At 27.0% G+C, this 25,274-nt stretch carries 25 protein-coding genes; 8 read left to right on the forward strand and 17 right to left on the reverse strand.

Annotation, left to right across the window (positions count from 1 at the left end):
• Positions 1-21 precede the first annotated feature (21 nt).
• The 7 genes from FJO69_RS06925 to FJO69_RS06945 all read left to right on the forward strand — a co-directional run bounded on the left by FJO69_RS06925 (position 22) and on the right by FJO69_RS06945 (position 7,442).
• On the forward strand, positions 22-546 hold the full coding sequence (locus tag FJO69_RS06925) for a hypothetical protein (protein WP_140781220.1): 525 nt from the start codon (positions 22-24) through the stop codon (positions 544-546).
• A 23-nt stretch (positions 547-569) separates the two neighbouring features.
• Positions 570-1,850, forward strand: coding sequence for an aldehyde dehydrogenase family protein (locus FJO69_RS01395; RefSeq protein WP_140781221.1), 1,281 nt, complete (start codon positions 570-572; stop codon positions 1,848-1,850).
• Positions 1,851-2,010: 160 nt separating this feature from the next.
• Positions 2,011-3,828, forward strand: coding sequence for an ABC transporter permease (locus tag FJO69_RS06930; RefSeq protein ID WP_140781222.1), 1,818 nt, complete (start codon positions 2,011-2,013; stop codon positions 3,826-3,828).
• Positions 3,828-4,529: an ABC transporter ATP-binding protein gene (locus FJO69_RS01405; protein WP_140781223.1), complete on the forward strand. Its 702-nt coding sequence runs from the start codon at positions 3,828-3,830 to the stop codon at positions 4,527-4,529. The genes FJO69_RS06930 and FJO69_RS01405 overlap by 1 nt, the downstream gene beginning before the upstream one ends.
• Positions 4,507-5,529 (forward strand): aromatic motif membrane protein, encoded by a 1,023-nt coding sequence (locus FJO69_RS06935; protein WP_140781224.1) that lies wholly within the window; start codon positions 4,507-4,509, stop codon positions 5,527-5,529. The genes FJO69_RS01405 and FJO69_RS06935 overlap by 23 nt, the downstream gene beginning before the upstream one ends.
• Positions 5,519-6,397 carry an aromatic motif membrane protein gene (locus FJO69_RS06940; RefSeq protein ID WP_140781225.1) on the forward strand — a complete coding sequence of 293 codons (879 nt, stop codon included), beginning with the start codon at positions 5,519-5,521 and terminating at the stop codon, positions 6,395-6,397. Before FJO69_RS06935 ends, FJO69_RS06940 begins: the two co-directional genes overlap by 11 nt.
• Positions 6,387-7,442, forward strand: coding sequence for an aromatic motif membrane protein (locus tag FJO69_RS06945; RefSeq protein ID WP_140781226.1), 1,056 nt, complete (start codon positions 6,387-6,389; stop codon positions 7,440-7,442). The genes FJO69_RS06940 and FJO69_RS06945 overlap by 11 nt, the downstream gene beginning before the upstream one ends.
• Before the next feature lie 28 nt (positions 7,443-7,470).
• Here the strand turns inward: FJO69_RS06945 and FJO69_RS01425 are convergent, their stop codons facing one another.
• The 6 genes from FJO69_RS01425 to FJO69_RS07670 form a co-directional block, all read right to left on the reverse strand.
• Positions 7,471-8,208, reverse strand: a complete 738-nt coding sequence (locus tag FJO69_RS01425) for a hypothetical protein (protein WP_140781227.1) — start codon at positions 8,206-8,208, stop codon at positions 7,471-7,473.
• Positions 8,202-8,567 carry a hypothetical protein gene (locus FJO69_RS06950; RefSeq protein WP_140781228.1) on the reverse strand — a complete coding sequence of 122 codons (366 nt, stop codon included), beginning with the start codon at positions 8,565-8,567 and terminating at the stop codon, positions 8,202-8,204. The genes FJO69_RS01425 and FJO69_RS06950 overlap by 7 nt, the downstream gene beginning before the upstream one ends.
• 19 nt (positions 8,568-8,586) lie before the next feature.
• Positions 8,587-9,045: an RpiB/LacA/LacB family sugar-phosphate isomerase gene (locus FJO69_RS01435; protein WP_211333779.1), complete on the reverse strand. Its 459-nt coding sequence runs from the start codon at positions 9,043-9,045 to the stop codon at positions 8,587-8,589.
• 8 nt (positions 9,046-9,053) lie between these two features.
• Positions 9,054-9,521, reverse strand: a complete 468-nt coding sequence (locus tag FJO69_RS01440; RefSeq protein WP_140781230.1) for an L-threonylcarbamoyladenylate synthase — start codon at positions 9,519-9,521, stop codon at positions 9,054-9,056.
• A gap of 156 nt (positions 9,522-9,677) precedes the next feature.
• Positions 9,678-10,373: a HinfI family type II restriction enzyme gene (locus FJO69_RS01445; protein ID WP_211333780.1), complete on the reverse strand. Its 696-nt coding sequence runs from the start codon at positions 10,371-10,373 to the stop codon at positions 9,678-9,680.
• On the reverse strand, positions 10,366-11,457 hold the full coding sequence (locus tag FJO69_RS07670) for a DNA methyltransferase (RefSeq protein ID WP_140781231.1): 1,092 nt from the start codon (positions 11,455-11,457) through the stop codon (positions 10,366-10,368). The genes FJO69_RS01445 and FJO69_RS07670 overlap by 8 nt, the downstream gene beginning before the upstream one ends.
• A 155-nt stretch (positions 11,458-11,612) precedes the next feature.
• Between FJO69_RS07670 and msrA the strand changes: the two genes are divergently transcribed.
• Positions 11,613-12,083, forward strand: a complete 471-nt coding sequence (gene msrA, locus FJO69_RS01455) for a peptide-methionine (S)-S-oxide reductase MsrA (protein ID WP_140781232.1) — start codon at positions 11,613-11,615, stop codon at positions 12,081-12,083.
• Between the two features lie 50 nt (positions 12,084-12,133).
• On the opposite strand, the gene tsaD is transcribed toward msrA, so the two are convergent.
• The 11 genes from tsaD to FJO69_RS06995 form a co-directional block, all read right to left on the reverse strand.
• Complete coding sequence (gene tsaD, locus FJO69_RS01460; protein WP_140781233.1) at positions 12,134-13,066, reverse strand: tRNA (adenosine(37)-N6)-threonylcarbamoyltransferase complex transferase subunit TsaD; 933 nt, start codon at positions 13,064-13,066, stop codon at positions 12,134-12,136.
• Positions 13,060-13,614 (reverse strand): tRNA (adenosine(37)-N6)-threonylcarbamoyltransferase complex dimerization subunit type 1 TsaB, encoded by a 555-nt coding sequence (gene tsaB, locus FJO69_RS01465; RefSeq protein WP_140781234.1) that lies wholly within the window; start codon positions 13,612-13,614, stop codon positions 13,060-13,062. The genes tsaD and tsaB overlap by 7 nt, the downstream gene beginning before the upstream one ends.
• Before the next feature lie 20 nt (positions 13,615-13,634).
• On the reverse strand, positions 13,635-14,030 hold the full coding sequence (gene tsaE, locus FJO69_RS01470) for a tRNA (adenosine(37)-N6)-threonylcarbamoyltransferase complex ATPase subunit type 1 TsaE (protein ID WP_140781235.1): 396 nt from the start codon (positions 14,028-14,030) through the stop codon (positions 13,635-13,637).
• Positions 14,030-14,533: a hypothetical protein gene (locus FJO69_RS06960; RefSeq protein WP_140781236.1), complete on the reverse strand. Its 504-nt coding sequence runs from the start codon at positions 14,531-14,533 to the stop codon at positions 14,030-14,032. The genes tsaE and FJO69_RS06960 overlap by 1 nt, the downstream gene beginning before the upstream one ends.
• A 106-nt stretch (positions 14,534-14,639) precedes the next feature.
• Positions 14,640-17,042 (reverse strand): ATP-binding cassette domain-containing protein, encoded by a 2,403-nt coding sequence (locus FJO69_RS06965; RefSeq protein WP_140781237.1) that lies wholly within the window; start codon positions 17,040-17,042, stop codon positions 14,640-14,642.
• Complete coding sequence (locus tag FJO69_RS06970; protein ID WP_140781238.1) at positions 17,035-18,219, reverse strand: ABC transporter ATP-binding protein; 1,185 nt, start codon at positions 18,217-18,219, stop codon at positions 17,035-17,037. Before FJO69_RS06970 ends, FJO69_RS06965 begins: the two co-directional genes overlap by 8 nt.
• A 5-nt stretch (positions 18,220-18,224) precedes the next feature.
• Positions 18,225-19,580: an ABC transporter permease gene (locus tag FJO69_RS06975; protein ID WP_277872277.1), complete on the reverse strand. Its 1,356-nt coding sequence runs from the start codon at positions 19,578-19,580 to the stop codon at positions 18,225-18,227.
• Between the two features lie 2 nt (positions 19,581-19,582).
• Positions 19,583-20,749 carry an ABC transporter permease gene (locus tag FJO69_RS06980; protein ID WP_140781240.1) on the reverse strand — a complete coding sequence of 389 codons (1,167 nt, stop codon included), beginning with the start codon at positions 20,747-20,749 and terminating at the stop codon, positions 19,583-19,585.
• Positions 20,750-20,783: 34 nt separating this feature from the next.
• A complete protein-coding gene (locus tag FJO69_RS06985) occupies positions 20,784-23,789 on the reverse strand; it encodes an OppA family ABC transporter substrate-binding lipoprotein (RefSeq protein WP_140781241.1) in 3,006 nt (1,001 codons plus the stop codon).
• 308 nt (positions 23,790-24,097) lie between these two features.
• Positions 24,098-24,271 (reverse strand): hypothetical protein, encoded by a 174-nt coding sequence (locus FJO69_RS06990; RefSeq protein ID WP_170177204.1) that lies wholly within the window; start codon positions 24,269-24,271, stop codon positions 24,098-24,100.
• 88 nt (positions 24,272-24,359) lie between these two features.
• Positions 24,360-25,274 (reverse strand): ABC transporter permease subunit (locus tag FJO69_RS06995; protein ID WP_170177205.1); only part of this gene is annotated, 915 nt, incomplete at its 5' end.

The raw sequence follows: 25,274 nt of genomic DNA on the forward strand, positions 1-25,274 counted from the left end.
TAAATATATAAGGAGGAAAATATGACTAAAGCTCGTGGAAGAGTACCGGCAATTGTTGCATTTAGTTTTTTAATTATTGCTTTTATTTTATTTTTAGCCGGTGGAATTCTTATTGCTAAAAATTATGGTGAAATTTATAAAAGAGGTAGCAATGTAATTGATACCTTAGTTACCTTAATTAAAAACGGTAATAAAAACGCAATAAATGCTACAGACCTTAATACAATTGCGGATGCTTTTAAAGAAAATTTTGAAGAATTTAGAAAAGCTTTATTAGCTTTTTGAGAATACATGATTACTTTAAAAACAGCGTGAATTTTAATTGCTTCAGGTTTAGTTTTAGGTACCGTTGCTTGATTATTGTCATTTGTTGTTTTATTTATTACTAACGGTAAAAGATCAACAGTTGCTAAGGTGTTACTATTAATTAGCTTACCTTTACCATTATTAATGCCATTAGTTTGAATGATTGGATTAATATTTGCAATGACTGTAACTAAATGAAATGCAGCGATTAAAGCAAACGGTCAAATCGAATTTGCTTAAATAACTTAATAAAAGGAAATAAAATGAACTATATTGATATAAAAACTAGAATCACTTATTTAAAAAATATTAAAAACTGAATTAACAATAATAAAAACTTAATTTATGAAGCTTTAAATAAGGATTTGAATAAATCTGTTGCTGAAGTAGATAACACTGAATTAGACGGTATTTATGAAGAACTTAAAATTGCTTTAAAAAATATTAAAAAATGAACTAAAAGAAAAAGATCATGAGAATTATCGTCTTTGCCTACTTTAAAGTTTTATTCTCAAGCTTTTCCTTATGGTAAAGTATTAATTATTTCTCCATGAAACTATCCTTTCAGTTTAACTATAAGACCTTTAATTTCGGCTTTAGCAGCTGGTAATACTGCTTATTTAAAGCCATCTGAATTTTCAAGCAATACTTCTAATTTAATTAAGGAAATGATGGAAGAAATTTTTGATAAAGAAGTTGTAGAAGTGTTTTTAGGCGAAAAAGAAGTAACCCAAGAGTTAATGCAAAGAGATATTAAATTTCTATTTTTTACCGGTAATACCGAAGTAGGAAGAATTTTATATCAGCAAGCAGCCAAAAAATTAATACCTTGTGTTTTAGAACTTGGTGGTAAATGCCCTACGATAGTTGATCAAACTACAGATATTAAGACAACAGCTAAAAGAATTATTTTTGGCAAAATTATGAATTCTGGTCAAACCTGTGTTGCTCCCGATTATATTTGCGTTCATGAATCGATAAAAGAAAAATTAATTAAAGAAATTAAAAACGAATATCATCGAATTTATGGTAAAAAACCTTTAGAAAATAAATCAATGCCAGCTATTATTAGCGATAGACATTTAAACAGAATTAAAAATTTAGGTTTAGATATTAAAGTTAATAATAAAAGACAAATGGAACTTTTAATAGTTGAAAATTCATCATTTGATTCAAAAGAAATGGAAAACGAACTATTTTGTCCGATCTTACCAATTATCTCTTATCAAAATATCGATGATATTATCGTTGAAATAAATGAAAGACCATCTCCTTTAGCTTTATACGTTTTTAGTAAAGATAAAAAAAATATTGAACATATTATTAATAGTATCAATAGTGGTGGTGTTGCTATAAACGATACGATAATGCATATATCTTCTAAAAAACTACCATTTGGCGGAGTCGGAAATAGTGGGATAGGCGGCTATCATGGTTATAATGGTTTTAAAGCATTTAGCCATTTTAGAACCATTTCAAAAACTGCCATTAAACCAGATTTTGAAATTAGATATCATTTTAACAAAAATAAGGAAGAGCGTTAGTTCTTCTTATTTTTTTACATTTTTTATTTAATTATTAGTTAAATTTATTGCATTTTTTTGTTTTTTATTATTTACAAAATAATTTAACCTTTAATTTAAAATTTTTTGTATTTAGATTTTTTAATATGCTAAAATTAAAATCAAGATAAGGAGAATAAATATGAAAAATGCTACGACTAATTATGCTAATTTTTTATTTAAAATAACCGCGAAGAAAAAAAGTTCTATTATTATTCCGTCAGTTTTTATGCTTATAAGCATAATTCTATCGTTTACTTTATTAGGACTTAAATTAAGTAGCGATTATAACAACATTATTATTTACTCTTATGTATTTGTAGCTCTATTAATGACGGTTTTATACACTTCATTAAAAGCTTTAAATATTTTTAGAGATCCCGAAAATGAAGGAATAGAACTTTTAATATTTGCAAAACCGATTTCTCGTAAACAAATGATAATGGGAAAAATGTTAAGTTTTATTTACTTCTCATTAATTTGATCAACTATAACTTTAATTGCAATGATGTTAGCAATCGGAGCTTTGATTAATGTAACTAATTTAGCTATTATTGCTGTTTTAAGTTTTATAACACCTTGATTTACTTTTTTAATTTTTGGCATGATTGCTTCTTTAATTGCTTATAAAACAAGTCAAAAAATTGCTATAACTATTCCATTATTACTTTTTGCTCCTATGGCAATTGGAGGAAGTTTTGTTTATGGTAATTCCACTCCTTCAATTAATAATTCTGCTTACTATATTAATCAACCTTATAAATATCATAAAGCTGGTAATGAATTAGATGTTAATACTTTTTATTTAGCTAATAATTCTGATAAGTTTTTTATCATTCCTAACGGAGTTGATGAAAAAACTTTCAGCGAAACACAAAATAAATATATTGATAAAGTAATGGAAATTTCTAAAAATAGTGCTATTGATTGACAGGCTTATTCTTGAACAATGTTGCCTTATCAAATGATAGATATTTTTAACATTGAAAATAAAAACGTTTTTAATTCTATTAGTGCTGCTCCTTTAAATAATCTATCAAATTATGTTAACTATTCAAATCAAGAAAATATTTTATATTCATATAAATTAAATAAAAAACCTAATTTATTAAATCTAGCCGTTAATATTGAAGGAAAAATAGAAAATAAATATTTTGTCCCAGGAATGTTAAAGGTTAATTCAACTATTCCTAATCAAGTGGATACTCATTTAATATATGCTCGTGAAAAAGCTTGAGATTTTGATACTGTATTTGAAGAAGATAATTTTACATATAGTTCACCTAATAACTTAGTAGGCGAATTAAATTGAAATTATGTAGCTGAAGCATTACAATACAAACCTTTTATCGAGACTGCTAATAAAATTTATGGCGATTTAGAAAATAAATTAGCAAATCAAAAAAATGATTTAAATAACTTATTAAAAGTAAAAGAATTTTATTTAAATTACCTTTCAGACGAAGTAAACGATGTTAAATCTAAGTTATATGAAATCAATAATAATCAATTTCCTTTATTTGATATCTATGCCGAAAAAAATGGCACAATTAAATCTCCGGAAGAAAGAAAAATTTATTTAGCTATTACTTTAATATATTTTGAATACTTTAAAAACAACGAATCTAATTTAATTAAATCACTTCTAAAAGTAGATACTGATAAAAATACTTACGCTGCAAATCCTATTAATATTAAGATCGGTCAATATCAATATCAAATTGGTGGTTATTCTTCTTACAACACTAAAACAGAAGTTAGAAACGATAAAGTTGTAGTTAGATATGAATTAGAAGAATCAAAAAACAACTTTTTATTTCAAACCTCAGATCAAGTTTATGCTATTGAAAGAGATCATAAAATTGTTAACAAATACGCTTTTCTAATTATTTGAATGGCAATAGCAATAATTTTATTAACAATAAATGCAATACTATACCAAAGAAAGGAATATAAATAATGGATAACATTTTAGAAATTAAAAATTTAACTAAGCAATACAAAAAAACAAATGCTGGTGTTAAGAATATTTCATTTGTAGTTCCTAAAGGTAACTTTCATGCATTTATTGGCGAAAACGGAGCGGGTAAAACCACAACAATTAAATCAATTATTGGTAGTTATTTTAATTTAAAGGGTGACATTTTAATAAACGGTGTAAATACAAAAAATGCAGAGGCTAAAAAAATAATTGGTTATGTTCCTGAAAACGCAATTTTTCCAAGTGAACTTACCACTTATGATTATTTAAAGTCGTTAGCCTTGCTGTCAGGTATTAATAAAGAAAAAATTGACTTAAAAATTGATAACATGTTAAATAAATTTGGCATTATTGATCTTAAATATAAACAACCTCAAAGTTTTTCGAGCGGACAAAAGAAAAAAGTTTTATTAATTCAAGCTTTAATAGCTAATCCGCAATTAATTATTTTAGATGAACCGGCCGCTAATTTAGACCCTACTGCTCGTTATGAATTATTTTATACTTTAAAACAACTTAAAAATGAAGGTAAAACGATTTTTATTAGTTCTCACATCTTATCTGAAATTGATAGATATACGGATTCTTTAACTTTAATTCATAAAGGTGAAATTTTATATAGTGGTGTTAAATATAAAAACTTAGAAGCGATCTTTTATGAAAAAGTGATTGCTAACTAATGTTTTATCTTTAACCTTATTATCAACACCACTTGTTACAATAGCTTGCCAAAAAGAAAAAAAAGACGAAGAAAAGCCTTTGAGTAATAATTCTTATTTAAAAAAAGTTAAAAGTGATAAACAATTTCAAAATAATAAAAACATTCAAAATCTATTAAACTTATTTGAAAAAGATAAAAATAAACAAGATCAACTTGTTAATAATCAAAATAATTTTCCTGATGCAATGTTTAAAGAATTAAGCTATGCTATGGAATTCTTTCCGCCTTTTTTAATTCAAAATTCTGATTTATGAAATGATTTTCAAAGAATAATTCAAAAATCAAAAGGTGTAGTTGTCGAAACTTTAACTAAAAATTGATATTGATATTTAAAAAATATTGAAAAATTTGTTTTTACCTATAACCCGTATGGTGATAACTACGGTGGAGAATTATTTGATGAAAACAGATTTTGAAACGTTAAAAAAATATTAAATGGTTTTAGTCTTAAATTAAACTCAAACGTAATTCAAGATATTGTTAAATTGCCTTGATATAACGAAAAATTAAATGAATATAAAACTTTAGACGAACGTGAAGTTTATTATTTAATAATCGATACAAACAAAGCCGTCGGTCTTTATACTTGAAAACAAAATGGCGAAACTAAATTTTATATAGCCCCAGATGTTTTATATTTTAATCAAGCTAAAAATATTAATGAAACCAAACAAGAAATTGCAAATCTAAATGAATTAATAACTAATCAAATAATTAAAAGTTCAGAAAAATGATTAAACTATGAAATTTTGTTAGAAGACCAACCTTATAACATGAGCGAAGAAGAATTTAAGGAATCATATAAAAAGAAATTTTATGCAAAAAGAAACGATGCAAGCTTTATAAAACCTTTTAATAATCATGCATATGCTGAAATTATCAATCAAGCCTTAGAAACATATAATCAAGAAGACTTTAAAGCAATTAGATTAACATGGAGGACTATAGATGAAAAATAAATTTATTAAATTTTCTCTTATTGCATCTTCTATAACTCCAGCTATTGCTTCTTGTTTAATAAGTTGTACTAATTATGGCGAAAGAGATAAATTAAAAGATTTAATACCGACTGATCGTAATGTTATTCAACAAGTTGGAGATAAAGAACAAAAACACACTAATGCTATTATTGATCAACTTTTAAACTTTGTTTTTAAAAATAATAAAGCTAGATTAACGACTTATTTAAATCAACAAAACGATTCTGAATATCAAAAAGAAATCAAAGCCAAATTTATTGCAATCGCTAAAGAATTTAATAACGAAAATATTAAAAATAATTTTGAAGCTAAGGAAAATATTGTTAATAAGTACTACAATTTTTATAACCAAAATTGATTATTTATTTTACGTAATTTAAAAAACTTTGAAGGTGAATTCGTTAAGTGAGTTGTTTTTCCTAACGGTTCAGAAGGTGGAAAGCATTCAAAAGAATATTTACAACATTTAAAAGAAATTGATACGCCAAATAACATTGATTTTAAAAACAATTATTTAAAACAATTAAAAGAAGGTGACGAATCAGCCGAATTAGCAAATAAAAAAGTTTTATATTTAAAGAAAGATAAAGCTTTATTTAGATTAGATATCGATCGAACTTTAACTGAAAATCCAATAATGAATTTTCAAAATTTATTTTGATATTTTCCAAATGCAAAAAACGACAACATATCAATTCCTTTAGTAAGTGATATTGTTCACTTTGCTTACTTACACGGTTTTCAAATTGGTTTCGAACATTTTGAAAAAGATATGGTTGTTAAAAATAAATATGGAGAACCAGCTTATTACACTTTAATTTACAAGGAGGCAAACAATGAAGCTTAAATTATTAACAGGTTTAATAAGTTTAACGTCTGTTATACCTACTTGTTTAGTTGCTTGTAATAATACAAAAGTAAATAAAAGTGAAATAGCTAAAATAATAGAAGATAAAAAAGACAACAATAAAGATGATTTAGATTATAAATGAGAAAATTTTGTTAATACCACTTATATTCAAATGTTGCTTAAATACGTTTACGGCATCGATAATCAAGATAAAATTACAGCCTATGTAAAATCGCAACGTAAATTAAATTTAAATTATGTATCAAAACTAAAATGGTCTTTGTATTACGCAAATAATATTGTTAGTTCTTGAGGTTATCAAGGTGGTGAATGAAGTCCTAAACCCGAACTTTTAAGAGATGGCACTGAAAATATTGAAGAATTATTTTCAAAAAACTGACTATGATATTTATTTAATTTAGATAAATTTATTTTTGCTAGTTATCCTGATTTTGATCAATTCGATTCAAGTATCGCTAATACAACTAATGAAATCTATGCTAATAGTTTAAAACTAGGAACATTTTATAAACCACAAAGCAATAAAATAATTGATTTTACTGTTCAAAAATATGATAAAACTATTGATAAAGTTTATTTATTAACAGAGGCTGGGTTTATTATTTCTTTTACTATTAATCATCGTGAAGGTGAAGAGCCTTTTATTCAAAATTATGGTTATATTCATGTCTTTAAAAATGTTGCAGCCGATAAAGAAGTATTGCAAGGTTTTAGTTTAAATAAATTTATCGAAATGACTGAAGGTTTTCAAGCTAAACCGGTAGATCGAACAAGTGAAATTTTGTTTAAGGAAAAATATGGCGGCAAACCACTTAGATATACTTTAATCGATATTGATGAAAACAAATTTGATAAAAATTATGTTTACAACGAACAAAAAGATACAAATAAATATTTAATAAAATCTAATAAAACTTTAAGTTCTATAACTGAATTTCCTGAACCTCCAAAAAGGGAAGTTAATTCTTGAAATGGTGGAGGCTGAAACGGGGGTTTCGTAAATTTTCCAATTGGATATTAATAAAAAGCGAGGAAACTCGCTTTTTGATTTATATAAGAGGTCTTTGCCATTCTAAAACGTTATTTAATAAAATGTTATTTTTATTTATTTTTAATAAATCAACTAATAGAAGTTTTAATATTGCGTCGTTAGTTTCAACAATAGAAATTAAATTCTTATTTTTATTAATAATGTTTAGCAATTGCTTATATTCTAAATTTTTATTATCAAAAAATATTTGATAAGTTTTTGTACCCTTATTTAATAAAACTAAATCTTTACCTTCAAAATCCTTTAATATAGCTTCATCTATTTTTAGTATTAAATAAGGTTTTTCATTACCTATGTAATATTCATTAATATTTTGATCTAGATTATTTTTATCATCTTTAACTTCAATATAACCTTCATTATAAGAAATATCATCTAATTTATAGGTATAATCAAAATTTTCAATATTGATTAATGTTTTATATAAATCAATGTTCTTATAATTTATTTTTTCTATAAAAATTAAATTATTCGCATTTAGTTTTTGTTTAACGTTGGTATATTTAGAATTGGTTTCTGTTTTTAAACTTACAATTATAAAAATTTCTTCAAATAAAAAAGAACCTGAAATTAAAGTAATAAAAATAATATTAAATATGCCGTATAGTTCATTCATTGGAAATATAAAATCAAAAATCATTATAAAAAGTTGAACTAAAAAACATAAACAGGCAGTTAATAAAATTAATATAGATTTTTTATTAATTCTTTTTATTTCATCAGGTCTTTTTATCATACAAGACTCTTTTCTATTTCTGGGGAATATTTGTTTTTATACCTTTTAGAAATCTTTTTTAAATTAACATGCACTCTAATAAAACTTGCGCTGTTGTCTTTGTAATTTTCAAAATATTCCTTTAAATGAGCAGCATACATATATTTAACAAAATTAAATGAAATTATTATTCAACCAATCGCCATTGCAATTCCGAATCCAATTGAAATAAACATATTAGTTCTATTATTGCTTATCGCTAACAACAATACAATCGCAAGTGTTAATAATGATTCTAAAATCATAAAAGTATAAATGATTGCTTTGTTATATTTTTGATATTTAGATAAAGTTTTGTTTATATTATCCTTAGTTAACACTTAAAAAACCTCTTTTAAATTATTGTTTTTGACCAACTTCATCTAAACGATCAATTCTGGCTTGATGTCTACCGCCTTCATACTCTGTTTTTTCTCAAGTATGAAACATATTTTCAATTTCATCAGAATTATTTAATCTACCACCCATACATAAAATATTGGCATTGTTATGTAATTTGGCTAGTCTTGCTTCTTCTTCATTATTAATTCTTGCACATCTAACATGTTGAAAACGGTTCAAAGCAATGCTTATACCGATTCCTGAGCCACAAAAAGCCACGTATAAATTATTGTCTTTTTCTTTATCTTTTAATAATTCTTCCGCGAATTCAATTCCGGCGTCAGCGTAAGAAGTTGATATATCCGCTGATTTAGAACCAAAAAGTTCTACTTCGTATCCTTCTTTTTCTAATCTATTAGCAAGTTCAACTTTTGCTTGATGTCCTGCATGATCGCTTGTAATTTTTACTTTTTTCATAATTATTCCTACTTTCTTAAAATTTCTCCTGTTTCAACTTTAATAATTTGGCTTGGTTGTTGGCTCATTTCACCGAAATTATAAACGTTTACAACTTCCGGGAATAAAGCTTTTGCATTATCTAAGGTACGACAAATTGGACCGTTAGATAAATTACAGCTTGACATATAAACTGGTCCGTTTTTTAATAAATAATCAATTAATTTAGGTTGATTAGGCATTCTAAACCCTTGATCATTTACTACTAAGGTTGTTGCCCCTGGTCAAAATTCCTTAGCGTAATGTTCGGCTTGGCTATTTCATTGTGAAAATTCCTTAGCTTGTTTAATAGAACCTACTAAAATTATCAGTTTTTTAGCTCTATCTCTGCCTTTTATTTCATATATTAAATCTTTAACTTCATCATTAACTGGTCCACCGATTCCTAAAACTGTGTCCGTTGTAGATATAAATAATTTATTGTATTTATTGCTCATAATTTTAAATTATACCTTTATAAAATTTGTAGGTATACCCCCTTCATTGTAATTATTAAGAAGTTATTTTGTTAAACAACTCTTGAAACTTTTGCATTATTTCCTTGCTTTCGGAAATACTTTTCAAATAATGATCTAATTCATCAAATTTTACATTTAAGAATTGATCAAAAATTCTTTGCCTCTTAAAATATTTATTCCTTCTGGTAGAAAGATATTTGGGCTTTTCTTGCTATCATTAAAGAAAAACAAAATAGGCGTTAATGTGTTAATATCTTCAATATTTAATTCATTGACAATATAGGCATAAGTTTTGATTAGTTTGCGATTAATATCTATAAATTTACCAGTATCATGATCATCATTATATTTAATTTCTAAAAGATAAATCTGGTTAGTAATTTTATCCTTAAACATTAAATCTATATCGTGCTTAATTTTTATTTGTTTGTTAATAATGTTATTAGCTTGATAAATAATTTTATTTTGTAAATCTCTAAAAGTTGAGTTTAAATCTAAATTTTTATTAATTTGAGAATTAGTTATATATTCGTCAATAATAAGCTCCGTTTGAAGAGGAATGCCAAACAAACTAGTTTTTCCTGAATATTTTTCTAAAATTTCGTAATTGACATTGCTTTTAATAAGATTTTTTAATAAAGTTTGAATGAAATTACCAAACTGAATATTAAGACTTTGTAGTATCCCTCCAAAAGTACGTATTTTACTTGGTATAAAATGGATTTTTTGTAAATGCTTATTTTTTAGTTTTTCTAGTATTTTATCTTGTTGGCATTTATCAATCATTTCGACAACAGATTGATAAATAAGTTTTTTCAAATTATTATTCATTGTGTTCTTCTTGGTAAATGTATCTTAAATTATTAAGAGGAATAAATGTATTTTTATAATAAACATAAAAATATTCTCAACCGTTATGATTTATTTTATTTAAAACCTTAGCTGACATTTTATGAATCGATAATTCTTCTAAACCATCTCAAACTTTTCCGTTAAATAAAATTTTGCAAATAGCCTTTTTATCAGGTGAATATAATTCTTGACCTTCTTTTAAATAATTATTTTCTACTAATTTTTCTAAGCTAACTCTTGGCGGTTTAACTTCTAGCCTTAAAAGATTGATATCGTTTAATTCTGGTTGAATATTTTTGATACGCATATCAGCAGCTGAAATATATTCTTGTTCTTTTTCGATGCCAATATAATTTCTTCCTAATTTTTTAGCAGCCGCTCCGGTTGTGCCAGTACCAAAAAATGGATCTAAAACTATATCATTAGGTTTGGTAGCAGCTAAAATAATTTTTTCTAATAATTTTTCTGGTTTTTGGGTTGAATGAAGCTTTTTGCCTTCTTTATTTTTTAATCTTTCTTTACCATTACACAAAGCAATATTTCACACCGATTTTTCCTGCTTATCATTATTTAAATATTTCATTGTTTTATAGTTAAAAGTTGGTTTTGATTTAGAACTCTTTGAACATCAAAGCATAGTTTCATGTGAGTTGCAAAACCTTGTTCCACCAAAATTAGGTACAGGATTAGTTTTACTTCAAATTAAATCATTTAAGATTCAAAATCCTAAATCTTGCATAATATAACCTAAACGATAAATATTCTGAAATGAACCTATAACAACAATAGAGCCGGTATTTTTTAAAATTCTTTTACATTCTTTTAATCAACTTAAACTAAATAAATCATATTCTTTGTAATTATTGAATTTATCTCATTCATCTTTAACGCCGTCGTAAACTTGACCGTTAAATCTAAATAACTCTCCGTTGGTTTGCATAAAATAAGGTGGATCTGCAAAAATAAAATCAATACTATTATCAGGTATTTGTTTTAGCACTTCAATGCTATCTCCTTGAATAACAGTATTTTTTATATTTTCAATATTTAAATTATTAACCATAAATAACCTCGTTTTGTATTTAGTTTAATTTTACCTAAATTTAAGTAATAATCAAAGAATTTAGCTATATGCTTTTTAATTAATTATTAATTAAAAAGAAAGTAAATAATATAAAATTATCTTTTAAATAAAAGGACATTAAGAAAAGAGAAATTATGAAAAGAATTTACCTTGCTGGTGGTTGTTTTTGAGGCGTACAAGGCTATTTTAAAACAATCAAGGGTGTAAAATTTACAAGTGTTGGATATGCCAATTCATTAATTGAAAATCCTAGTTATGAATTAGTAAAAACCGGTAAAACTAATGCTGCCGAAACAACTGAAATTTACTATGACGAAAGCTTAATAAATTTAGAAGAAATAATTGAAAAATTATTCAAAGTTATTGATCCAACTGCTTTAAATTTTCAAGGTCCAGATCACGGCACTCAATATCGCAACGGTATATATTACGAAATCGAAAGCGATAAAGACGTTATTATAAACAAAATTTCACAACTAGCTAAAAATTACACCAAACTAGTAGTAACCGAAGTTAAAAAATTAGAAAATTATTTCTTAGCAGAAGAATATCATCAAGACTATTCAGATAAACATCCAGAAGTAGCTTGCCATATTATCTTTTAATTTATATTGAAAAAATAAAGCTGAACTTTTTTAAAAGTCAGCTTTTAATATTATTTGTTTCTAATTTTTTCAAAACCTAAACGGGCTATCATCATTGCATTATCAGTTGTATATTTCATGTCAGGCAAATAAACCTTTTCATGTAAATTTAAAAACATTTCTCTAATAGCTTTATTAGCAGAAACACCACCAACTAAAGCAATACATTTAGGTTTATATAATTCAATCGCTTTTTCAACGTGCTCTTTTAAATATAAAACAACCGTATTTTGAAAAACAGTGGCATATTTTTCTTTATTAATTTCTATCTTACGGTTAATGTCATTATTAATTAAATTAATTACGTTTGTTTTAATGCCGCTAAAAGAAAAATTAAGCTCTTTATTAGTATGGGGAATAGTGTAATGCTCTAAATATTTTTCATTATTTTCTTGTCATAATTTATCAATAACAGGTCCACCGGGGAATCCTAGATCTAATTTACGAGCAACTTTATCATAAACTTCACCAACAGCATCGTCCTCGGTTTCACCTAGTAATTCATAGTTATCCAAAGAATGATATAACATTAACTGCGAATGCCCACCGGAAACTAATAAACCTAGAGCAGGATAAACTACTTCTTTTCCAATAAACGCTGAGTAAAAATGCCCTTCTAAGTGATTTAAGCCTAATATTGGTTTATTTAACTGCAACGCCAAGGCATTAGCAACCATATATCCAACATGAAGAGAACCAATCAAACCAGGTTCTTTGGTGTAGCATATATAATCTATTTCAGAAAGATCTATTTCTTTTTTTAAATCTTCAATTAAAAGACCGATATTTTTAACGTGTAGCCGTGAAGCTATTTCCGGAACAGTTCCACCATATTGCTTATGTATTTCAATTTGAGAAATAGTTTTCATTCAAAGAGGTTTATTATCTTCTAATAAAGCGAAGGAAGTGTCATCATGAGAACTTTCAATTGCAAATATTAACATTTATTACCTCCAATTTGAGGTTCGTGTAAATAAAGTAATTCAACGGTTTCTAAATCTTTTTCTTGTTTAAATTCTTGAAAATATAAAGATAAATTATTTTCAAATAGTGAATAATCAAAAATTTCAAAATTATTATCATTGTTTATTATTTCACTAGCAAGATTTGGTAAAAAAGAAATATGATAAACTGAATATTTATTGGCTTTAATATAAACATTATTTACATCTTTATTTTGTAAATAATTTTGAACTTTAAATAAATTATATGTCGCTGTTGTATACATTTGTTTATCGCTTATTTGAGCGATTGTTTTAGCAAATAATAAACCAATTCTTGCTCCTGAAAAACTGCCAGGTCCTAAGGTTGTATAAATATTTTCAATATCTTTTAAACTAACATTAGCTTTTTTAAAAAGTTCATTTAAAGTTTCATAAAAAGCATCAGTTTTTTTAACTAAATTGGGTTTATTTATTGAAGCAATAACTTTATTTTTTTTAAACAAACAAAAATACAAATCGCTTAATGAAGTTTCAATAAAAAGATTCACTTTTACCTCCTTTTTATAAATTATTTATCTTCATCAATTTCAAAAACGTGATTTTGGTTTTTGTCAAAATAAACGTTAATTTTTAAGTAATTTCTAAAATTATGTTGAATATTATCAGCTCATTCAATTACAACTAAATTATTTTCAAAATAATCTTCATAAGCAAACAAATCACCTTTTAATTTATAAGCATCAATATGAACCAAACCATCATAAACTAAAATAGTATTAAACGTTGGTGAAATAATTGGTTTATTGATATTCAATCTCCTTGCTATTTGAGAAGTTAGTGTTGTTTTGCCCGCTCCTAATTCGCCGTTTAACAATAACGCTTCAATATTTGGTTTAGATAATATAAAATCTACTAGTTTATCAAGCTTTTCTCCGTGTTTAAAAACAAATTTTAAATTAGCCATTAGATTTGTCCTTTCGCATGTAAAACATATAAAGGAATCATAACTACAATAAAAAAGAAAGCAATTAACAATAAAGATAAATAAATTAAAAAATTACTAGTTGGGTTTTTAAATTTTTCGCGAGCAGCTTTTGCTTGTTCTTGTCTTAATCTGTTTCTAGTTCTATTTAAAATTTTATCTTTTTCAAAAACAGTCATATGATCTGATACATATTCTTTTTTAGCTTCTTTTCTTACCTTATTTTCAAATCTTCAGCTAGATACGCTAGCAGCTATTCCTTCACCAAAACCTTTAGTAATTGCTAATTGAATTAAAGAAATTGATAAAATACCAGCTCAAAAAACAGTTAAGCTAGTAACTATATCTTTTTTAAGACCAAAATAAGTAATGAAAAAAAGTAGAATAAAAAAGCCTCATATTAAAGAAAAAAAGGTTATTCTAATAGGTGTTAATCCACTTTTACAATATTGTCTAAAAGATCTACGATTAATTTGTTTATTCATAATTTATATCTTATAAATTATAAATAATATAAAACTAATGTAAACAAAAACACAGCTGATTATTGGCTGTGTTTTCTAATTAAATATCGATACAAAAATTAGGTAATTATTTATTTTCTTTTGTTCAAGCAGTAACTTGTTTTTTAGTACCGTAAACGTAGTGATCTTCACTAACTTCAAAGTCTTCAGGAATATTTGGGAATTGTTGTTCCATTAAATAATCTAATTCAAAAGAAACGTTTTGAAATTTTTCGTTAGCATTAGAAATTTTAGGAATCGCTTTAAATAAGTTAATAGTATATGGGTGATAAGGGTGATCGTAAATTTTTTCGGTTTTACCGTGTTCAACGATTTTACCTAAGTGCATAATTTGAACGTTATCGGCAACATATTCAATCATACTTAAGTCATGAGCGATAAAAATTAATCCAATGTTATTTTTAATACATAACTCTTTTAATAAGTTAACCACTTGAGCTTGAATAGAAATATCTAGTGAAGCGATAGGCTCGTCGGCTACGATAATTTTTGGATTAGTAATTAATGCTCTGGCAATAACAATTCTTTGTAGCTGTCCTCCACTAAATTCGTGTGGATAACGATAAGCAAATTGTTTTAATAAACCAACGTCTTCTAAAGCTTTATAAATTGTGGTTTTATACAACAAGTTAGAAATACGGTGCATTGCAAAAGGGACGGCAATTTTACTGTCATAAAATCTTTTGACATTTTTTCATTTTTTCTTATGAGATTTTTCTTCTGATAAGTTAAGCTCAACTCATTTAATGTCAACACCTAGTAAAACATAAATGTCATTTATATCTTTTTCTAAGTATTTTTTTTCAATATCAAATGATTTTAAAGTGTCGACTTTAATAGCAATATCTGACTTATAAGATTTAATTGCTTGCATTGAACCTTTTGAAATTTTGTCGCTTTCGCCAGAAGAAGCTATAAATTCAAAGTAAGCATCTTTGGCTTCGTCAAATTTTTGATTGCAATAGGTTTGCATATCCACTAGTGAATGATAAATAGCTTTTTGTTCTTGAATTTCGTCATATAACTTTTTAATTTTACTTTTTAGTTTAACTAAATAGTTATGTCTTTCTTCTTCATAAACTTTTTTAGCTTCTTCTAAATCATGGTAATGAACTTGTAGTTGTTCTTTATTAATATAAGGAGTTGGATTTTGTCTAATAATTTCGTTTAAATCATTAATTTGTTTTTTGTAATTATTTAATTTAGTTTCAACTTCAGTTTGATGTTTTTTAGATAATTCAACATATTTGCTGTAATCAAATTTAAATTCTTTTTCAATAATTGAATTAATTAATAAACGAGTATTGGCAATAACCTTTTTATCACTGTAAACTAATTCTAATTTCTCTAAATGAGCTTTGTAAAATTTTTGTACGTAAGCATCTAATTCGTTAATCAGATTTCTAACTTCTTCATATTGAATATGTCTGCAATCTGCTTTCATTTTTTTAATTAAATTTTGTTTGTGTCTATAAATACGTTCGTTTTTATAGTTATATAGATAGAATTCAATGTCGCCAGAACCTAAACGAGTTATATTTGACATTAATTTTTCGTTTTTATTTTCATTAACAAAATTATTAAAAGTATTTAAAGTTGCATTTTTAGCTACACGTAAAGCTTCTTTATAAGCTGCTAATTCTTTTTTAACTTCTTTTAATCTTAATAAAGCTTGATAGCCTTCCATTGAATATTTTGAAAGTAATTTTCATTTTTCAAGGTTTTTAGTTTCATCAATTAGCTTCATTTCGATTGAAGATAAATCTTTATTTCTTAATTTAGTTTGCTGTTCAAAGTAGAAATTAATAAGTTCATTTGTATTTGAATACATGTTATTAATGATCTTACTTTCCATTTGTTGTTTTTCATCTAGATAACTAAAAAAGGCATTAAAGTTATCGTTAAAATCAGCATCTGGATCGAACGCAAAATTATCAAATTTATCTTTTCATTTATTAAAGTGAGGAGCTGCTAAATTATTAATTTCTTTTAAATTTTGCAGCTCTAATTGCATTGCTCTGATGTTAAAAGTATATTTAAAGTTTTTCTTAACTTCTAATCAATCTGAAGCAATATCTTTAATTTTTTCTTTCATTATTCCGTTAACCAATAAAGGTTCTTTAAGAATAGTGAAAATATTTTGTTGTCCGTTCAAAGAAGCATGTGGATCTTGGAAGATCATTTGCACATTTCTTCTTAAATAGTGATTTAGTTTACTTGATATTTTTTTACCTGAAATAATATTATCTTCCAGTTTAACAAACCCATTAAAATCTTCATAAAGTCTTAATAAAGTTCTACCAACTGTAGTTTTACCTGAACCCGATTCTCCAATAAGTCCAACTATTTCACCTTCATGCACTTGAAAACTAACACCGTCTACGGCTTTGTTAATATAACCACCATTAACAAAGTATTTTTTAAGATTGTCAATGGTTAAAATAACTTTTCTGTCATCTTTTTTATTCATTGTTACTGAAAGCCTTTCTAAATAGTTCTAGACGTTTAGTTAAATCTTCTGATAATTTTACTTTTGGTGCATCTGGGTGAAGCAATCATGTTGCAGCACTATGAGTTGGGGTAATTGGAATTAAAGGTGGTTCTTTAATAAAGTCAATTTCTAAAGCATAGTCGTTCCGTGGAGCGAAAGGATCTCCTAATGGCAAGTTGGCCATATCAGGAGGTGTTCCTTTAATATTAAATAATTTTTCATCTTTACTTTCAGGAATAGCTGAAATTAAAGCTCAAGTATATGGATGGGCAGGATAAGCAAAAATTTCTTCTTTTTTACCTCTTTCCACAATTCTTCCAGCATACATAACGTATACATAATCACAGAACTTAGCAATAACAGAAATGTTATGGCTAATTAAGATAATAGCAATTTTAAATTCTTGACGAATGTTTTCAAATAAAGAAAGAACTGAAGCTTGGACGGTTGGGTCTAGGGCAGTAGTTGGTTCATCGGCAATAATAACATCTGGTTTTAAGGCTACAACCATAGTAATAACTACCCGTTGTTTCATCCCTCCTGATAAAGTATGAGGATATTGATGGAAGATCTTTTCAGCATTTCTTAATCCAAATTTTTGCAGCAAGCCAACTAAATATTCTTTCTTTTGGGAATAAGACTTAGTCATTCAATCGGGGTTATTGTTTAAAGCATCTAAAAGTTGAAGTCCGATTGTTCTAGTTGGATTTAATGAAGTTAAAGGATCTTGAGGAATATATCCGATTTTTTTACCTCTAATATATTCTCAATATTTAGGTTTTTTAATTTCTGAAATTAAATATTTATCAACTTGGATTTTATCGCTACTAATAATTCCATTTTCGTTAACGTTAATTAAGGTTTTAGAAGTAACTGATTTACCTGAACCAGATTCTCCTACTAACCCAACGATTTGACCTTTATAAACATCAAAATCAACTCCCCGAACAATATGAATGGTTTTCTTACGTCCGATAGGGAAACTTACGTGTAAATTTCTAACTTCTAAGATTTTGTTGTTTGGCAAGATGTCGGTAGTAATAGTATTTAAAACCTTAGTTATTTTGTTTCTTGCTTTTTCACTTTTAGCTTTGTTTTTTGATTGTTGGTCTAAAGATTTAGATAATTCATATTCTTGATTATTTTTCTTTTTCATATTAATTATCTCCTTTTCTTAGACATAACTCTTGGGTCAAGAGCATCATGTAAGCCTAAAGCAATAAAGTAAAGTGACATAGATAGAAGTAACAAGATTAAGGTTGGTAAGATTAGAATTCAAGCATTTTGATCGGCTTGTGGAGTTGCTTTAATTAGAAGTTCACCTAAGTTATTAACTCCGGTATCAGATTTTAGGAAACCTAGGAAAGCTAATGAAGCAATTCACATAATTGTTGCAGGAATTGTTCTTACAAAGCTGTTTGCAATTTTACCGACAATAGCAGGGAAGGCGTGAATAAAGATTTGTCTTCCACTAGTTGCTCCGATTGCCTTAGCAGCAGTGATATATTCTTGGTTTTTAACAGTAATGATATACATTCTAGTTAAGCTAACAAAGCTTGGTCAACCAACAATAATTAAAGCTGCGATTAAAGCTCAAGTATTAGCTCCTAAAATAGTAACAAACATTAGCATTCAAACAATTGTAGGTGGAGAAGTAAAGATGTCAATTAATCTCATGACAATAGTATCAACTTGTTTACCAGCATTGAAACCTAGATAAGCTCCAATTGATACTCCAATAATAACTTGGGCGAAAGAAACTAAAACAGCAATAGTAAAGGCGTTTCAAGTTGCTTTTCAAGTTGTAACTCAAATATCTCATCCTGTGTCTGATGTTCCTAAAACAGTGTAATAACTTGGAACAAATGATGAGACAACAGCAGCAACAGCATTTGAAGAAATAGCTACCTTAGTATATTCGATGGTTTCGGCTGGTCTTAATTGAGAAACAGCGGCTGAAATTGGTTCTCTTAAATTTAAGAAGATTTTTGAGGGGTCTTTTAATCATTCTCATAATGTAAAGTATTTCATCAATAAATAAGGATTATAAGAAACTTTAGCTTTTAAACCTAGAGACTCATCAATTTGCATAGTTGCAAAAAATTCATCAAAAATACCTTTATAAGGACCTGCTTCGTTTGCTTTTCTAATATCTTCAATTAAAAGATATTTTTTATCAGTATAGTCTAAATAATCAGTAACTAAACTGGTATATGCAGGTGGTAGACTGTTATTATAAGTTGAGTCATTAATTGGAATACCGGCTTTATAAGGTGAGGTAGCTGGAATAATAATTGACATTAAAATAAGAACAATAAATACTACTGAAAAAATAACAACAATTGGGTTTGTAAAAAATCTTTTTAAAATCTCAATTCCCATTTTTTTAGGTTTACCAGCAATAGAACCAGAGCGTTTTGCATCATTATCATGTGCAAATTTAACTTTTTCTTGTAATTCAGAATTAATTTTATACTTCTTGTTAAATTCTTTAATCTGGGTAGATAAATCTGCCATGATTATTTTTCTCCTTTACTAATTTGAGCTGGTTGTGATTGTAAATGGGTTTGATATAAATCTTTTTCGATTTTTCTTCTTTCTTTTCAAGCTTTAAAGAATAATCAGTAATTTCTTTTTGATTTTTGAGCGTAAGTAATACGAGGGTCTAATAAAACATATGAAATGTCAACAATAATAGTTAATATTAGTGAAATTAAAGTAAAGAATAAGGTTGAGAACATAATAATGTTAATTTCGCCCATTGGGAAAGCATGGGCAATAACATTAGAAGTACCCGGTACTGATCAATATGTTTCGATAATAATTGATCCTGATAAAAGTCCAACAAATGAACCTAATATCGCGCCAATTAAAGGAATAAAAATATTTCTTAAAACATATTTACTAAAAATTTGTCATGTGCTTAAACCTTTTGTTTTAGCAATTAAAATATAGTTTGAAGATAAAACAGTAATAACTTGGTTTCTTGTGAAGGCAATAAAGCCGACAGTTGAAACAATTGTCATAACAATAATAGGTGGTATAAATGAAATTATTTTAGTGCCTATGGTTTGGTCTTGACCAATGAATACTCTTGGTGGAATGCCAAAACTCATAAATATTGAAATGAAAATTGGAGCAAGAATAAATGAAGGAATACCAATAATAATAGTTGCAAAAAAGTTAGCCACATTATCAAAGGTTTTTCCCCTTTTATAACCAGAGATAACACCGATAATAATACCTAAAGGTGTAGATATCAACATCGCTGGTCCGGTAATAATTAATGTGTAAGAAAGAGGTTTGAAAAATAGATAAGCCATTCCTTTTTCTTCGGTAAAAATAGAGCTATTAGGGTTATTTGCAGGGTTAATAAAGAACCCAAAATCTCCACTTTTAAAGATTTTGCCTAAATATAAGAAAAATCTTTCAAACGGAGTGTAAATAACTGCTAATTTTTCCCCATTAATAATTTCTCATCGAGCTAATCCGGTGGTTACCCGAAGTTCATCGATGAAAGCATTCACTTGAGCTTCTGTCATCCCTTTTTTTGTGGTTTTAATATTTTCGATAACAGGTTCAAATGGGTCTGGTGCATAAGTTGCGATTAAAATGTATGAAAAAAAGGCAATTATGAATAAAGTAAGAATAGCCCACAGGACTCTTTGACGAATGTATTTAAACATTGCAATACCTGGGCTATTTTATTTAATATTTAGTTTATTTTTTAGCATTTTCTTCATCTTGGGTAACTGTTCAATCGTAGTAGTTTGATACACCATATGAATAAATAAATGGGTTGTTGTAGTGTTCGTTCATTAATAGTTTTGTAAATCTATCTGTTGATCTAAACATGTCTGATACGAATACTACTCCAAATAAGGTTGTTAATTCTTGCATTAATTTTAGATAATCTTCTGTTTTGTGTTCTAATCCGTAAGCTAATCATGCTTTAGCAGATCATGTGTATAAATCTGAAGGGGTAATTTGATCTAATCCGTATTCTTTTTGTTGTTCTTCAGTTAAGCTATCAATTGCTAATGGAACTTTCTTTTGTCCTTTTGAAGCGTCTTTTGAATCTACCGGAACAGCTTTATATGGACCATATTGTGGGTGGTCTGCTGGAGCTGTTTGATCTTTAGTGATTTCAAATGCAATAGCTTCTTTTTCTTCTAAACCTTTAGCACTATTAGTTGCGTATCATTGGTAGTATCTTACTAATTCAACGGCACCTTCATCATTTTTTTGGAAAACATATGATTGTAAGTATTGTCACATATCGTTTCCGATAAATTTAGCTCCAAAGCTTCCTAAATCTGAGAATTGAATGTCTTTGTTAGGGAATGACATTTTGTGTTCTGATTCGTATTTTACAAATCATTCTGCTAATTTAGCTATCTCTGGGAAGCTCTTGTTAAATGAATCTGATTTAGTGTTGTGAATTGCTACTAATGAGGGGATTAAAGGATAAGCTCATGATAAACCATCATAACCAGAAGTTGAAGAGTTAAAGTCGTAACCTCAAGCAACTAATTTAGATCCGTTAAATCCTTTATTAACGATGTTGCTGATTTCTTGTCTGTTAGCATCATTCTTTTCAACAAATTCAAATTTTAATCTAGGGTTTAATGATTGGTAAGCTTGGATTAATAAATTGTAAGCTTTTCTGTAGTGTTGTGATGGTTGGTTTGAATATGGGAAGAAGTATTTAATACTAAATTCTTGTCCTGCTAATTCAGGGTTGTTTTTATCGAATTCAGCTATTAATTTTGCCATTTCAGATTTGATTTGAACAAATCCTACTGATTTAATTGATTCTGAAGCTGAAGTTAGATGACGTTTAACAACATCGTTATCTTCTCCAGTAATGTTGGTAATTGCTTGACTTTCTGAGTTAACGAATGAAAGTAAGTTTCCATCTGTTCCAACTGCACTTAAAGCGTTAATTTGGTTATCGTAATTTAAAGGTAAACTGGTGTCAGCTGCCCCGTTAGCATCTCTGGTACCAATTAAACTTGAGTCAGCTACTTGTGCTAATCAAGCTGTTTGGGTATTATTTGAAGCTACTTGTGAATAGTATTGTCAGTTAATTGCTGCATTTAATAAAGTTCTAAATTGTAGACCTGTTCCAGTTAAATATGTTGTTCCATCGTTAACACCTTTGGTCTTGTTTTCCATAATTTCTTTTCTAGTTCCACCGTACATCATTTTAGCTCAGGCGTCACTAAATTGGTAATCTTCTGGCTTAGATGCATCTGGGTTTAATCATGGGTTGAAAATTAATCTGGTGTAAAGTTGGTTTGTGTTTCCACGTTGTGATAAAAATAAACCGTATTTGGTTGGGTTTTTATCTACTTCAACTTTAGCGGTGTCGTTTAATCTGTTGTAACCTAATGCTGAAACAATTCCACTGTTGTAAGCATTTCATTGATCATTAGCAAAAACTGTTGCTTCTGATGTTGATGTTTTATATTTAAATGAAATCTTTTTAACTTTGTTTTCGTTTTCTACTCAAGTTTTATCTCAGTAGTTAGGATTTGCTTCTAATACAGTATTACCGTTTTGTTTGCTTGATTTGTTTAAGTAGTAGTATCCTGAATATAAAGTGTTAGGAACCGAAACACCGTATCAGTATTGACCAATTTTATAAGCTCATGAATTATGATCGATAGCATTAATTGCTGTTAATACTTGTTCTTTTTCTGCGCCTGTTAATGCAGTTTCGTCATATTTATATAAAGGTTGTTGACCTGTTGCATTCATAGCATTAATATATTCTGATGGTGCAGGCATAAATTCCATACCAGTCATAATTAAATCTAATACTGATGCAAAATCAGGTTTTTCTCCCGCTTCAACTGTAACTGCTTGTTCTGAGCCTAAGTTAGCTGCAGCTGGTAAAGCTTCTAAAATATCTCCTGATAATAATTTCTTAGTATTCATTCCAAAAACGTCGTATAGATAGATATTTGAGAATGAAATATTTTCTGACAAGTAAGTTGATGTTGGTTCAAATAAATTTTGACGTACTAAATCATCTAATGCTTCACTACCACCATTTTTATGACGAGTAGATTGGTTAATGAATAAAGTTCTCATTCAACCATATTTAAAGTCTTCTGGAACTACTTTATAGTCAAGTTTTTGACCTTCATCGTTAGTTCAAGTAACACCTTCTCTTACTTTAAATTGAAGTTTTTTAGCATTTGCAATATCCTTAGCAAATTGTTCGTTGTTAATTGAACGTTCATCGGTAGAAGTTGCAGTAAGTGTCATTGCACTATAAGTCGGAACTTCTACTCCGTTAATAGTTGCTTTTCCATCAGCACCTGGTCTAACTTCGTGTTTATCATTATCGTAAACTTTAACAGTATCGTCATTTAAAGTTAAAACAATAGCTGAAGCTAATTCTAATTTTCTATATTTGTATGAAGGAGCAGTAATGTAAGTTACACCTCTACTACTTTGAGTCGCTGGTTTATCCTCAGCAGCATATCTTACTAAACCTAATCCTAAATGAGCTGTGTTAGTACCTGGAACAACTGAACCGTATGACATACTTGGGTCGTTGTTATAAGCTGCGAATGGTTTTGTAGCGTTATATTCTTCGACATACTCGTTTCTTTTTCATGCTGGTTCTGGTGTACAGCTTAATGCCGCAACAGAAGCAACAAGTGGTGAAACAGCTGTTACACCTAAAAGTCAAAGTCTGTGCTTTTTACGCATAATTTCTCCTTAATTTTTTGTATCTTGATTAATATGTAAAATTACATATTGTTAATAATTATAAATGAATTAATTCATTTAAGGGCTATCTATGGCAAATTAAGTTCATTTTTAAAAGCATTTTTTATTGACATAGACAGTTTTTTTACACTTTTTAATGTAAAAAATAAAAATAGATTCTATATAAATTTCCTAATTTTGTATCTTTGTTGAAATTTTTATACTTATATAAAGAATATTGATTTTTTAATAGTTTATTTTTAAAATTTATCTACTTCTAGCTTATAAATTAAAAAATAAATGAATGATTATTTGCTGATATATGAGACGTTATTAGCTTCTAAAATGAAGTCGTTGCAAATAGTCTTAATATCGGCAATATTCTTCATCATGAAGTTAATAATTTCAATGGCAAAAATAGCAACCTTTTTAGTTGCTGAAATCATTGTTCAGTTTCTTAATGTGTTCTGTTTTGATTTCATTTTTCTTACCTTGATACGCATTAATAATACATGATTTACAAGCAAAACAGCTAAAAAAATGGACAAAACGTTAAAAAAATAAAAAAATTTACGCTTTTTTAAACGTAAATCCTGTTTTAAAAATATTTTTAAACTTGCCATTAAGCTTTAATCTAACTAAATAAGAAATTAAAGCAACAAAGCATAAAATAAAAAAACTTATTCATAAATAAGGTGCTATATCTTCAATATTATTAGCTCTATTTAATTTCGAAGCAATACCAATTGCTGAAGCATTATAAAGACCATAAGTAATAAAATTTCTAATTATTTTTTCTGTTTCTAGACTTAAAAAAGTAATGTAATCCAATTTAATTGTTGGCATAATATAATTTCTAAAAATTCATAATTTAGAAAAATTATTTTTTAATAAATTATTTATTTTAGATTGATCTATTTTTCTAATTGAACTTTCAACATTTCTACTTAAAGTTGCCGAAGAATGTATCGCAAAAGCTAAAACAAAAGCAGCAGCAGAACTATAAAATAAATTAGATATTATTAAAAAATAACTAATTATTGGGATTGTTCTTATTAAGGAATTATATAGTCTGGTGATTAAAGAAAATTTATAGCCAAAAAGTTGTTTAGTCATAAAAAATAATTTTATTTTTACTAAAAAGTTAGTTAATAACATGGTTAAAAAAACTAAAAATCCAAGTTGGATAACCATATAAAAAAATCCGTCAATAGTAAAGTTTCATTTAACGTTTTTTCAATTAGGATTAAATAGTTGGTTTAAATAATCTTTTGATTGTTCTTTGTAGAAACTAGAAGAAGAAGAAATAGTTCAAATAGAAATAATAATTAAAACTACGAATAAAATAAAAATTATTAATAAAAATATTTTTTTAAAAGATCTTTTTAGTTCATATTTTTTAAAATTTACTTTTTGCTGTTTGTTGCTAAAAAATAACTTATTAAAACCTAAGTTAATTATTTCTAATAAAAATAAAAAACTTAT

Origin of the sequence: [Mycoplasma] falconis, from assembly GCF_006385795.1 — a bacterium.
GTDB lineage: Bacteria > Bacillota_I > Bacilli_A > Mycoplasmatales > Metamycoplasmataceae > Metamycoplasma > Metamycoplasma falconis.